At 59.6% G+C, this 12,554-nt stretch carries 13 protein-coding genes; 11 read left to right on the top strand and 2 right to left on the bottom strand.

All coding sequences use genetic code 11. The annotated features are described in order from the left end of the window. Nucleotides 1-95: 95 nt before the first annotated feature. Nucleotides 96-2,273 carry a hypothetical protein gene (locus tag CXQ82_RS06985; protein ID WP_101267385.1) on the top strand — a complete coding sequence of 726 codons (2,178 nt, stop codon included), beginning with the start codon at nucleotides 96-98 and terminating at the stop codon, nucleotides 2,271-2,273. Nucleotides 2,274-2,584: 311 nt separating this feature from the next. Here the strand turns inward: CXQ82_RS06985 and CXQ82_RS06980 are convergent, their stop codons facing one another. Next, nucleotides 2,585-2,887 (bottom strand): DUF2288 domain-containing protein, encoded by a 303-nt coding sequence (locus CXQ82_RS06980; RefSeq protein ID WP_101267383.1) that lies wholly within the window; start codon nucleotides 2,885-2,887, stop codon nucleotides 2,585-2,587. 341 nt (nucleotides 2,888-3,228) lie between these two features. On the opposite strand from CXQ82_RS06980, the gene CXQ82_RS06975 reads away from it, so the two are divergent. The 9 genes from CXQ82_RS06975 to CXQ82_RS06935 all read left to right on the top strand — a co-directional run bounded on the left by CXQ82_RS06975 (nucleotide 3,229) and on the right by CXQ82_RS06935 (nucleotide 10,941). After that, the gene (locus CXQ82_RS06975) at nucleotides 3,229-4,356 is read left to right on the top strand and encodes a branched-chain amino acid ABC transporter substrate-binding protein (RefSeq protein WP_101267381.1); all 1,128 of its coding nucleotides are present in this window, start codon (nucleotides 3,229-3,231) and stop codon (nucleotides 4,354-4,356) included. 229 nt (nucleotides 4,357-4,585) lie between these two features. Then, a complete protein-coding gene (livH, locus tag CXQ82_RS06970; protein ID WP_017735932.1) occupies nucleotides 4,586-5,509 on the top strand; it encodes a high-affinity branched-chain amino acid ABC transporter permease LivH in 924 nt (307 codons plus the stop codon). Then, nucleotides 5,506-6,759, top strand: coding sequence for a high-affinity branched-chain amino acid ABC transporter permease LivM (locus CXQ82_RS06965; protein ID WP_003231103.1), 1,254 nt, complete (start codon nucleotides 5,506-5,508; stop codon nucleotides 6,757-6,759). The genes livH and CXQ82_RS06965 overlap by 4 nt, the downstream gene beginning before the upstream one ends. Beyond that, on the top strand, nucleotides 6,756-7,523 hold the full coding sequence (livG, locus tag CXQ82_RS06960) for a high-affinity branched-chain amino acid ABC transporter ATP-binding protein LivG (RefSeq protein WP_101267379.1): 768 nt from the start codon (nucleotides 6,756-6,758) through the stop codon (nucleotides 7,521-7,523). Before CXQ82_RS06965 ends, livG begins: the two co-directional genes overlap by 4 nt. A gap of 1 nt (nucleotide 7,524) precedes the next feature. Next, nucleotides 7,525-8,226, top strand: coding sequence for an ABC transporter ATP-binding protein (locus CXQ82_RS06955; RefSeq protein ID WP_101267377.1), 702 nt, complete (start codon nucleotides 7,525-7,527; stop codon nucleotides 8,224-8,226). A 258-nt stretch (nucleotides 8,227-8,484) separates the two neighbouring features. Further along, a complete protein-coding gene (locus tag CXQ82_RS06950) occupies nucleotides 8,485-8,784 on the top strand; it encodes a DUF2282 domain-containing protein (RefSeq protein WP_101267375.1) in 300 nt (99 codons plus the stop codon). Between the two features lie 23 nt (nucleotides 8,785-8,807). Next, a complete protein-coding gene (locus CXQ82_RS06945; protein ID WP_101267373.1) occupies nucleotides 8,808-9,686 on the top strand; it encodes a DUF692 domain-containing protein in 879 nt (292 codons plus the stop codon). Next, nucleotides 9,683-10,447 (top strand): DUF2063 domain-containing protein, encoded by a 765-nt coding sequence (locus CXQ82_RS06940; protein WP_101267370.1) that lies wholly within the window; start codon nucleotides 9,683-9,685, stop codon nucleotides 10,445-10,447. The genes CXQ82_RS06945 and CXQ82_RS06940 overlap by 4 nt, the downstream gene beginning before the upstream one ends. 8 nt (nucleotides 10,448-10,455) lie before the next feature. Further along, the gene (locus tag CXQ82_RS06935) at nucleotides 10,456-10,941 is read left to right on the top strand and encodes a DoxX family protein (RefSeq protein ID WP_101267367.1); all 486 of its coding nucleotides are present in this window, start codon (nucleotides 10,456-10,458) and stop codon (nucleotides 10,939-10,941) included. Here the strand turns inward: CXQ82_RS06935 and CXQ82_RS06930 are convergent. Further along, nucleotides 10,938-11,846 carry a LysR family transcriptional regulator gene (locus CXQ82_RS06930; RefSeq protein ID WP_101267365.1) on the bottom strand — a complete coding sequence of 303 codons (909 nt, stop codon included), beginning with the start codon at nucleotides 11,844-11,846 and terminating at the stop codon, nucleotides 10,938-10,940. The genes CXQ82_RS06935 and CXQ82_RS06930 overlap by 4 nt on opposite strands. Before the next feature lie 104 nt (nucleotides 11,847-11,950). On the opposite strand from CXQ82_RS06930, the gene CXQ82_RS06925 reads away from it, so the two are divergent. After that, on the top strand, nucleotides 11,951-12,550 hold the full coding sequence (locus CXQ82_RS06925) for a short chain dehydrogenase (RefSeq protein WP_101267363.1): 600 nt from the start codon (nucleotides 11,951-11,953) through the stop codon (nucleotides 12,548-12,550). Nucleotides 12,551-12,554: the final 4 nt, after the last annotated feature.

Here is a 12,554-nt window from a genome sequence, read left to right as displayed (position 1 = left end):
CATCCCGGACACGGACGCACTGTAAAGTCGCGAACTCCCATTCCGTGATGGCCCTTTGATGATTTTCAGCCATCCGCCCAGGCACATGGCGCACAATGACTTCTAAAAATAACTCTGCCACCGTGGTATCCGACGTGTTGCTCCCAGCTCCTGCGGACACACCCTCAGGTTCAAAGTCATTGAGCTCCGCGCGCCCGCTGGCCACTCAGCAATACCTGTACTTCACCGAAACCAATACCGACCGCATCCTCGACAACCTCGATGGCCTGCGCGACATGGTGTTCCCGCGCCCACCCCACCTGGAAGGCGACGGCGAACAGCGCAGCGAGCAGGAATTCCCGTCGGTGTGCTTGATCGGCCTGGGCCGTTGCGGTTCGAACATTGCGCTGGATGTGGCGGAACTGGTCTACAACGCGCGCAAGTTCTACCTGAACGAATTCAGTAACGAAGACAAAACCTTGGACAAGGGCTACAGCCCCGCCCAATGGCTGCGCAACAACCTGCGCCTGGGCGGCGGCAAGGCCAGCAAACCGGTGTTCCTGGTGGAGCCGCTGGTGATGCTGGGCGACCTGGACAAGGACATCGCCGGGCGTATCCGTTTCTCGCGCAAGGGCGAGAAAAGCGGCTTCCTGCGCGACTACAGCAAGATGAAAATCATGGACCTCTCGGAAGTCCATGCCGGCGGCGCCGGTAACGCGCCGATCCTCGGCCAGTACCTGGCCAAGATCATCCTCAATAAAGACACCCAGCGTTTTTCCAGCCCGGACTGGAAGATGATCCACTCGTACCTGATCGACTCCTGCGGGATCAAGGCCAACCAGTCGCGCCTGTACTTCTCAATTTTCAGCGCCGGCGGCGGCACGGGTTCGGGCATGGCCTCGGAATTCGGCCTGGCCCAGCAGCACTCGTACATGAACAAGACGTTCGACACCAAGCCCGCCGACGAGCACGACAGCAAGAGCGGCCATGCGTTTGTGTTCGAGCCGATCTTCACCAGCGGCATCTGCGTACTGCCGAATATTTCCGACCACCGCAGCGAAATGTCCGAAGCGCTGCACATCAATGCTGGACGGCTGCTGTGCAAATACCTGTCGGAAGAATGGGATTTCTCGTACAACTTCGCCAATGAAGACAGCAGCGAAGCCAGCGTGAAAGGCCGCATCCGCCCATGGAACGCGATGATGCTGATCTCCAACGACATCATGCGTTACGCCGAAGAGAGCGACGACGGCAACATCCAGAACATTGACGTCAATGCCATGGAGAAACACGCCAACCAGTACATCTCCCAGCAGATTTTCAACATCCTTACCGCCCAAGCGGTGACCACCGACTACGACCAGAACTACTTCCGCCGCGCGGGTATCGACATCGGCGAAACCATTCGCCTGGATGCTAACGACCTGTTCATGAGCCTGGCCGGCCCGGTGGCGATTGCCTACGCGGAATCCGTGGTCCCGGAAACCCCGGCGCCGACCAACGATAAATTCAAGGTGTTCGAAAAAGAGCCGCAGCGCCTGAATATCGACGACCTGTTCTTCCGCTCCATCGACCTGCCACACTTCAACAAGGTCACCCAGGCCATCGAAGGCATCAGCCTGCTGCCGATCGAATCCAAGCGCTACAAGGCGTCCCTGGAGCAGTACAAGAACTCCGGCTACGACGCGGCGGCGCTGCATGACCTGCACTTCTTCAAGAACTGCTCGTCGGTGGTCTCGATCGTGTCGCTGCCCAAGGACTACAAGCTGTCCTACATGGACCTTAACCGGCTCAAGACCCACCTCAACAGCCTGTTCCCCAACACTACGCTCAAGCGATATGCCCTGGTGATCGGCGCGTCGGCGAACCTGTCGCTGACCACCCTGATCGCGAAAAGCCCGTGCCTGTCGGATGACTTCCTCACCCTGATCGTGGCCTTTATCAAACGCTGCTTTGCGCGCAACCCGTACCGTTTCGACGATACGCTGGACAACTCGATCCTGGACTTCATCATCCACGAGGACTTCGACGAAGACCGTATCGACGAGTTGCTCAACGAGTTCGAGAACCCGGCCAAGATCCTCGACACCAACTGGTACGCGATCAAGCCGATGTATGAGAAGAAGTACCGCGAGCTGATCAACGACAAAGAGAAGTTCGTGTCAATCAATGACATTCGCCTGTCGCGCGATTGCGTGAAGAAAGCGATCAAGTACCTGCGCGAGATCTACCGTCACCGCATCGGCAAGACCAAGGTTATTTCGTTGAATAACCATACCGGCAAGACTGCGTAGACCGAGGTGGCCCCTTCGCGAGCGAGCCCGCTCCCACATTTGTACCGCGTATTTTCTGTAAGAACGCGGTCCACCTGTGGGAGCGGGCTTGCTCGCGAAAGCGATCTATCAGTCAACGCACATCTACAAGCTCGCCACACGCTGAAACAATTCCCCAGGTCTTTAGCCCCACACAAAACTGTTCCCGTGACGTTTACGTCACCCTCGGCTGTGACCTTTCTCTACGGCAACATGCCATCACTGCGTCAGCGGTTACTCCGCTACACACTTCCGAACGCCCCAGGCTTGCACCTTTTTCGTGCAGGCCTTTCCTAGACTGCCCTTTCCTGGATCAGTATCCACGGCGAAACCACCACCGCCCACAGGCTCGGATCACGTTCCACCAGGTCCAATGCCCGCGTTGCAGACACTTCGCCGAGGCTCCCCGCAGCCAGCCAGGCGGCGACTTTGTCACGGTTGTCGGTGGCCATTCCCTCGGCGGCTTCGATCAAATCCAGGCCGGCGTCGACCCACAATAGGGCACCCTTGGCAAAGAACGGTTCAAGCTCCTTCCAGGAAATTTCGGCGGTTTCACCGAGCAGCTTGGCATAGAGGGTGCTAGGTTCTTGCGTCATGGGAGTTCACCTTGGGAAAAAATCGGCGCAATCATAACGTCGCGACCGAGGTAGAAAAACCCAGTTGCAATTGAGTCATCGACTGAAAGTGTCAGGAAAGCCAAGGATTGCCCGCAACTCTGGCATCACCCCGCCGCAATTCTGTCTTTTTCTTTCATTTAAGCGACACACCTGGGTTTTGCCCCTGGCAGCCAGCTTTTCAAGCGATCAACCGGCGCTCTACACTGTACCGGTACAGTTGCCAGGGCACTGCCGGGGGGATATCCGCGATATCTGATCCGGTTCTACAGCTCACAAGGCCGCTAGAACTATAAAAAATACAACAGCAAGAGTGGAGCACTATGAATAAGGCTACTAAGCAGATTTCCAAACTGTTTGCCGCTATGGTCCTGGCTGGGGTTGCCGGCCATTCGTTCGCAGCCGACACCATCTTGATCGGCATCGCCGGTCCTAAGACCGGTCCTGTAACGCAGTACGGCGACATGCAGTTCATGGGTGCCAAGCAGGCAATCGCCGACATCAACGCCAAGGGCGGCGTCGATGGCAAAAAGCTCGAAGCCAAAGAATACGACGACGCGTGCGACCCTAAACAGGCCGTGGCCGTCGCCAACAAAGTGGTCAACGATGGCGTCAAGTTCGTCATTGGCCACCTGTGCTCCAGCTCCACTCAGCCAGCGTCCGACATCTATGAAGACGAAGGCGTGATCATGATTACCCCGGCTGCCACCAGCCCGGAAATCACCGCCCGTGGCTACAAGCTGATCTTCCGTACCATCGGCCTGGACAGCGCCCAGGGCCCAGCGGCCGGCAACTACATCGCCGACCACGTGAAGCCTAAAGTCGTAGCCGTACTGCACGACAAACAGCAATACGGTGAAGGCATCGCCACCGCCGTTAAACAGACTCTCGAGAAGAAAGGCACCAAGGTTGCCGTCTTCGAAGGCCTGAACGCTGGCGACAAAGACTTCTCCTCGATCATCCAGAAGCTCAAGCAAGCCAACGTCGACTTCGTCTACTACGGCGGCTATCACCCAGAGCTGGGCCTGATCCTGCGCCAAGCCAAGGAAAAAGGCCTGAACGCCAAGTTCATGGGCCCAGAAGGTGTCGGCAACGACTCCATCTCGCAAATCGCCCAGGGCGCTTCCGAAGGCCTGCTGGTAACCCTGCCGAAATCCTTCGACACCGACCCGGCCAACAAGGCCATCGTTGAAGAGTTCGCCAAGAACAAGCAGGACCCAACCGGTCCGTTCGTGTTCCCGGCCTACTCGGCCGTTGAAGTGATCGCTGCAGGCATCACCGCCGCGAAAAGCGAAGACACCGCCAAAGTGGCCGAAGCCATCCACGCGGGAACCTTCAAGACCCCTACCGGCGACCTGAGCTTCGACGCCAAGGGCGACCTGAAGGACTTCAAATTCGTGGTCTACGAATGGCACTTCGGCAAACCAAAAACCGAAGTTTCCCCTCAGTAAGCCAGGCGTTACTGGTCCAACAAGCCCACTGTGAGAGCAGTGGGCTTTGTTTTACGAGGTTTATGGGCCTGTCACCCGCGATCCGGGCGCTGGCTCACCTGAAAATCTTAAAACCGTCACCAGCGGTTCGCTGGCAAACGCTTTGTGCAAATGTGCTCATAGAACACAGCACGGGGCCGGAACATGACTCCACCAGTGAAATGCGTATCGGGTTTTTAGGAGCGCTGTAATGCCTGAGATCTATCATTTTTTCCAACAGCTGGTTAATGGCCTGACCATTGGCAGCACCTATGCCTTGATAGCCATTGGCTACACAATGGTTTACGGCATCATTGGAATGATCAACTTCGCCCATGGCGAGGTGTACATGATTGGTTCCTATGTGGCCTTCATCGCCCTTGCCGGGCTGGCCATGATGGGTATCCACTCACTGCCGCTGTTGATGACCGCCGCGTTTATCGCGTCGATCGTTGTAACCAGTGCCTATGGCTACAGTATCGAGCGTGTTGCCTACCGTCCCTTGCGTGGCAGCAACCGTTTGATCCCGCTGATTTCCGCCATCGGCATGTCGATTTTCCTGCAGAACACCGTATTGCTGTCCCAGGACTCCAAGGATAAGTCCATTCCCAACCTGATTCCGGGGAGCATCTCCTTCGGCCCGGGCGGCGCGGAAGAAGTGCTGATTTCCTACATGCAGATCCTGGTGTTCGTCGTCACCCTGGTGGCCATGCTGGGCCTGACCCTGTTCATCTCCCGCTCCCGTCTGGGGCGCGCCTGCCGGGCCTGCGCCGAAGACATCAAGATGGCCAACCTGCTGGGCATCAACACCAACAACATCATTGCCCTGACCTTCGTGATCGGCGCCGCACTCGCAGCGGTCGCTGCCGTGTTGCTGAGCATGCAGTACGGCGTGATCAACCCCAACGCTGGCTTCCTGGTAGGCCTCAAGGCCTTTACCGCAGCGGTATTGGGCGGCATCGGCAGCATCCCGGGCGCCATGCTCGGCGGGCTGGTGCTGGGTGTGGCCGAGGCGTTTGGTGCCGATATCTTCGGCGACCAGTACAAGGACGTCGTGGCGTTCGGCCTGCTGGTTCTGGTGCTGTTGTTCCGTCCGACCGGCATCCTGGGCCGTCCGGAGGTTGAGAAAGTATGAGCAGATATCTTAAATCGGCGTTTTTCAGCGCCTTGCTGGTATGGGCTGTGGCCTTCCCGGTACTCGGCCTCAAGCTGAGCATTGTCGGCATCAACCTGGAAGTGCATGGCACCGGTCCCGTAACCCTGACCATCATCGCCCTGTGTTCGGTGCTGATGTTCCTGCGCGTGCTGTTCACCCAGCAGGTCGGTGCCTTGTTCAAGGGCAACCGTGGCCCATTGGTTTCGCCCAAGGTCAGCCAATTTCTGACCCTGCCGCGCACCCAGCGCTACATCATCATCGGGCTGATCGTGGCCGCGTTGATCTGGCCGTTCTTCGGCTCGCGCGGCGCAGTCGACATCGCTACCCTGATCCTGATCTACGTGTTGCTGGGCCTGGGCCTGAACATCGTGGTGGGCCTGGCTGGCCTGCTCGACCTGGGTTATGTGGGTTTCTACGCCGTGGGTGCCTACACCTATGCGCTGCTCTCCCACTACCTGGGCTGGAGCTTCTGGATCTGCCTGCCTCTGGCCGGCATGGCAGCGGCCACGTTCGGGTTCCTGTTGGGCTTCCCGGTACTGCGCCTGCGCGGCGACTATTTGGCGATCGTGACCCTGGGCTTCGGCGAAATCATCCGACTGTTCCTGCGTAACCTCACCGATATCACCGGTGGCCCCAACGGCATCAGCAGCATCCCCAAGCCAACGTTCTTCGGGCTGTCGTTCGACCGCACCGCCGCCGAGGGCATGCAGACTTTCCACGAGTACTTCGGGATTGCCTACAACCCGGTCAGCAAAGTGGTGTTCCTCTACCTGGTGGCGCTGTTGCTGGCACTGGCGGCACTGTTCGTGATCAACCGCCTGCTGCGCATGCCGATTGGCCGTGCGTGGGAAGCGCTGCGCGAAGATGAGATCGCCTGCCGTGCCCTGGGCCTGAACCCGACCATCATCAAGCTCTCCGCATTCACCCTGGGCGCCGCGTTCGCCGGTTTCGCCGGCAGCTTCTTCGCCGCGCGCCAAGGCCTGGTGACCCCGGAGTCGTTCACCTTCATCGAGTCGGCGATCATCCTCGCCATCGTCGTATTGGGTGGCATGGGCTCGCAACTGGGCGTGATCCTGGCCGCGATCGTGATGATCCTGCTGCCGGAAATGATGCGTGAGTTCAGCGAATACCGCATGTTGATGTTCGGCGCCATGATGGTGCTGATGATGATCTGGCGCCCTCAAGGCCTGCTGCCCATGCAACGTCCACACATGGAGCTGCGCAAATGAGCCGCGAGATCCTGAAAGTCGAAAATCTGAGCATGCGCTTCGGTGGCTTGCTGGCGGTCAACGGCGTGGCCCTGACCGTGAAAGAGAAACAAGTTGTCGCATTGATCGGCCCGAACGGCGCCGGCAAGACCACCGTGTTCAACTGCCTCACCGGCTTCTACAAGCCGGCGGGCGGCAGCATCCTGCTGGACGGCCAGCCGATCCAGGGGTTGGCCGGCCACGAGATCGCCCGCAAGGGCGTGGTGCGGACCTTCCAGAACGTGCGGCTGTTCAAGGATATGACGGCGGTCGAAAACCTGCTGATCGCCCAGCACCGGCACCTGAACACCAACTTCTTCGCGGGCCTGTTCAAGACCCCGGCGTTCCGCAAGAGCGAACGCGAGGCCATGGAATATGCGGAGTACTGGCTCGACAAGGTCAACCTGACCGAGTTCGCCAACCGCCCCGCCGGCACCCTCGCCTATGGGCAGCAACGTCGCCTGGAAATCGCTCGTTGCATGATGACCCGCCCGCGGATCCTCATGCTCGACGAACCGGCCGCCGGCCTGAACCCCAAGGAAACCGAAGACCTCAAGGCACTGATCAGCGTGCTGCGTGAGGAAAACAACGCCACGGTGCTGTTGATCGAACACGACATGAAACTGGTCATGAGCATTTCCGACCATATCGTGGTGATTAACCAGGGCACGCCTTTGGCCGACGGGACGCCGGAGCAGATCCGCGACAATCCTGAAGTGATCAAAGCCTATTTGGGGGAAGCGTAAAATGCTGCAATTCGAAAACGTTTCCACTTTCTACGGCAAGATCCAGGCCTTGCATGGCGTTAACGTCGAAGTACGCCAAGGTGAGATCGTGACCCTGATCGGTGCCAACGGCGCCGGCAAGTCGACCTTGCTGATGACCTTGTGCGGTTCGCCCCAGGCCCACAGCGGCAGCATCCGCTACATGGGTGAAGAACTGGTGGGCCAGCAGTCATCGCAGATCATGCGTAAAAGCATCGCGGTGGTGCCGGAAGGGCGTCGCGTGTTTGCACGCCTGACCGTGGAGGAGAACCTGGCCATGGGCGGGTTCTTCACCGACAAGGGTGACTACCAGGAGCAGATGGACAAGGTGCTGCACCTGTTCCCGCGGCTCAAGGAACGCTTCAGCCAGCGCGGTGGCACCATGTCCGGCGGCGAGCAGCAAATGCTCGCCATCGGCCGGGCACTGATGAGCAAACCCAAGCTGTTGCTGCTGGACGAGCCGTCCCTGGGCCTGGCACCGATCATCATCCAGCAGATCTTCGACATCATCGAACAACTGCGCAAGGACGGTGTGACGGTGTTCCTGGTAGAGCAGAACGCCAACCAGGCGCTGAAGATTGCCGACCGTGCCTACGTGCTGGAAAACGGCCGGGTGGTGATGCAGGGCACGGGTGAGCAGTTGCTGACCGATCCGAAGGTGCGTGAGGCGTACCTCGGCGGTTAAGGAAAGGTTCCAGCAGGAACCAGATAAAAAATGTGGGAGCGGGCTTGCTCGCGAATACGGTGTATCAGTTAAGTACCTATCGACTGACACACTGCTTTCGCGAGCAAGCCCGCTCCCACATTTGCTTTGTGTGAACCTTGAATTTTGCATTGATTGAAATTTTTTTCGTCGAGTTTGTAACGAAATTCTCCCTGCTGCCTCTAGTGGAGTAAGCAGGCATTCAAGCTCGCTACCTCAACCCACCGCTGGAGATACACCATGACTACCAAACTGTCCGCCGCTACCTTGATCCTGGCCCTTGGCTCTGCTCTGAGCCTGTCCGCAATGTCCAACATGGCCCACGCCGACGACGCCAAAATGGACAAATGCTTCGGCGTCGCAGAAGCCGGCAAGAACGATTGCGCCGCAGGCGCCGGTACTTCCTGCGCCGGCACCTCGAAAGTCAAAGACCAGGCCAACGCCTGGAAACTGGTACCGGCCGGCACCTGCGCGAAAACCCCAAGCTCCACCTCGCCGACCGGTTTCGGCCAGGAAGCTGCGTTTACCGCCAAGTCCTGAAACCCGGCAAAACCTGAGTACTGATGATGACGCTTGCACCCAAACACACGGTCTCACCGGCTCAGGTGCCCGGCCTTCCCTTGCGGGCCGGGCTGGGGCTGAAGAACGAGCACTTCATCGAAGTGCTCGAGACCGCGCCCGATATCGGTTTTTTTGAAGTGCACGCCGAAAACTACATGGTCGCTGGCGGGCCCTTCCATCACTACCTGGGGTTGATCCGCGAGCAGTACCCGTTGTCGCTGCACGGCGTGGGCCTGTCCATCGGCAGCGAAGGCCCATTGAACCGTGACCATCTGGCACGGCTGGTTGTGCTGATCGAACGCTATCAACCCCAGTCCTTTTCCGAACACCTGGCCTGGTCCAGCCATGGCCCGGTGTTTCTCAATGACTTACTGCCCCTGGCCTACGATGCCGCCACCCTGCAGCGGGTATGCGAACACGTCGACCAGGTGCAAAGCGCACTCAAGCGGCCGATGCTGCTGGAGAACCCGTCGACATACCTGCAGTTCCAGCGCTCCACCCTGGACGAGACCGACTTCATCAGCACGGTCATCCGCCGCACCGGCTGTGGTTTGCTGCTGGATGTAAACAACGTCTACGTGTCGTGCATCAACCACCAACGCGACCCGCTGGCCTACATCGACGCGCTACCGTTGCGCGCGGTGGGTGAGATTCATCTGGCCGGTTTTGCCGAAGACACCGACAGCCTCGGCGACCGCCTGCTGATCGATGATCACGGCGCGCCCATCGATAACGCCGTGTGGCAGCTGTATGAACAGGTGTTGAAGCGCGTAGGCCCGGTGCCGACGTTGATCGAACGGGATAACCAGGTGCCGGCCTTCAGCGTGCTGCAAGCCGAAGCCGAGCAGGCTGAATGGCACCTGTCGCAGGTGCGCTCATGAACGATCAGGCCGCCTTCGCCCATGCCCTGCTGGCACCAGATTCGGCCTGCCCCGAAGGGCTGTTCAGCCGTAACGGCGCCGACCCGGCCAGCCGTTTTGCGGTGTATCGCAACAATGTGCACAGCGCGTTGATCAATGCGTTGGCGGCCGCCTACCCGGTGACGCTGCAACTGGTCGGCGACGAATTCTTTCGCGCCATGGCCGGCCTTTATGTCCAGGAGCACCCGCCCACCAGCCCGTTGATCAGTGAATATGGCAGTACATTTTCCGACTTTATCCAAGGCTTCGAACCGGCGGCGAGTGTGCCCTACCTGGCGGACATCGCCCGATTGGAACGCCTGCGGGTGCGTGCGTATCACGCGGCGGACGTCCAACCGCTGGCTCCGCAAGCCTTGCTCCAACACCTGCAAGGCCCCACCGACGTGGGACAGTTACGCCTTCAATTGCATCCGTCCCTAGCCACGTTGAGCTCCACCTACGCCATCGTGGCGGTGTGGGCGGCGCATCAGACCGACAGCGCTGTAGCCACCTTGAACCCCTGGCACGCCCAGCCCGCGCTGGTCCTGCGCCACGGGCTGGCCGTCAAAGTGTTTGCCATAGACAGCGCTTCGCTGGCGTTTATCAACTGCCTGAGCCAGGGCGCGGGGCTGGAAATGGCGGTAGAGCACGCCCTCGAAGCCTCGGCTGAATTCGACCTGAACCCCTGTTTGAGCCTGCTGATCAGCCACGACGCCATCACTCATCTGCACACAGAACCATAGGTATCGCCATGAGCACATCCCCTGCGCACCTGATCAACCGCGTTATCGCGCTGTTCGAGAAAATCCCCTACAGCCTGATCGCCTTTCTCGCACGCTTCTCCGTCGCGGCGGTGTTCTGGAAATCCGGGCAGACCAAGGTCGAAGGCTTTGCCATCGATTTAGTCAGCGGCACCTTCCAGCTCGGCGAACCCAAACTGGCGGCCTCGACCTTGCCGCTGTTTCGCAGCGAGTACCACGTGCCGTTGTTGTCACCGGAAGTGGCCGCGCACATGGCGGCGTTTGCCGAACACTTTTTTCCGGTGCTGATTCTGGTGGGGTTGGCCACGCGCTTCTCGGCCCTGGCCCTGATCGGCATGACCCTGACCATTCAGCTGTTCGTCTACCCCGACGCCTATCCGACCCATGGCACCTGGATCGCATTATTGCTGTTGTTGGTCGCCAAGGGGCCGGGCTGCCTGTCCATCGACCACCTGATCGCCCGGCGCTACCGTTAAAGCCGGTCGAGCGCCTCGCCACTGCGCTTGAACCAGTCCACCAGGTAATCGGCGAGTACTTGCGTGCGACGTGGCAGCCCACCCTGGTAAGGATGAACCAGGTACATCGGCATGCTCCGCGTGTGAAAATCGCGCAGGAGCCAGCGTAAGCGGCCGTCAGCCAGTTCTGCGTGCAATACGTAGGACGGCAGGCGTGCAATACCGGCCCCGACCAGGGCGGCCTTTTTCAACAAGTTGTAATGGTTGGAGGCGAAGGTGCCGCTGACCCGCACGCGCAACAGTTCGTGTTGCTGGTGGTAGAGCCATTCTTCGCGGCCGCTGTAGTGGCTGTTGAGCAGGCAGCGGTGTGCGGCCAGGTCTGCCGGGGTCTGGGGCTCGCCGTATTGCTCGAGGTAGGCCGGGCTGGCGCAAGTCATCTCGTGCCAGGCCAGCAACGGCTTGGCCACCAAGCGCTCATTGTCAGTCGCGCCCGAGCGCAGCGCCAGATCAAAGCCATCCCGTGCCAGGTCACGGTAGCTGTTGTTCAGCTCCAGCTCGATCTGCACCTGCGGGTACTGCTTGGAAAACTCCAGCAACAGGCCGTCGAAGAAGGTTTCGCCCAGGGAAACCGGAACGGTCATACGCACCGGCCCGGCCAAATCGTCCTTGAGCCGAGCCAATGCCTGACGCGCACGCTCCACCTGCACCACCAATGCCTGGGCCTGGGGCAATAACGCCGCACCGGCGGCGGTGAGGCTGAGTTTGCGCGTGGTGCGGTGCAGCAGCACCACCGCGTACTGCGCTTCCAACTGGCTGATGCGTTTGGACAACTGCCCCTTGCTGCAGCCCAGTTGCTCGGCAGCCACGGTAAAGCTGCCGGCTTCGATCAGTACGGCAAAGGCCGCCAGGTCATCCATCTCGCTCATGGATTGTTTCCAATAGAAAACCAAAGGTTGCCTATTAGCACGTTTATCCACTTAAAAAGCCACTCTAGACTGAACCTTCACTTACCCCCTGGAGGAACAGCACCATGAAAATCCTATTGATTGGCGCCAACGGCACCGTCGGCTCGGCGGTCAAGGCGGAACTGGCCCAACGTCACGACGTGATCAGCATCGGCCGCAGCAGCGGCGACTTCCAGGTGGATATCAGCGACAGCGCTTCGATCCGCGCACTGTTCGAACAGACCGGCAAGTTCGACGCGCTGGTCTGCGCGGCAGGCAGCGTGAATTTCGTAGCACTGGGTGACATGAGCGACAGCGACTTTGAACTGGGCCTGCGTGACAAGCTCATGGGCCAGGTCAACCTGCTGCTGATCGGCCGCGAGTACGCCAACGATGGCGCCTCGTTCACCTTCACCAGCGGCATTCTCAACCGTGACCCGATCCGTACCGGCGCCTCGGCCGCACTGGTCAATGGGGCACTGGATGCCTTCGTCAAAGCCGCTGCGATCGAATTGCCACGCGGCCTGCGCATCAACTCGGTGAGCCCCACCGTGCTGCTGGAAGCCATGGGCAGTTACGCGCCCTACTTCCGCGGCTACAAGCCAGCCACAGGCGCCGACGTGGCGCTGGCCTACGCCAAAAGTGTGGAAGGCCTGCAGACCGGTCAGACCTTTATCGTAGGTTGAGTGT

The sequence above is a fragment of the Pseudomonas sp. S09G 359 genome, assembly GCF_002843605.1.
GTDB lineage: Bacteria > Pseudomonadota > Gammaproteobacteria > Pseudomonadales > Pseudomonadaceae > Aquipseudomonas.
Note: the sequence above shows the minus strand (reverse complement) of the source record. Positions and strands in the feature narration are given on the sequence as shown.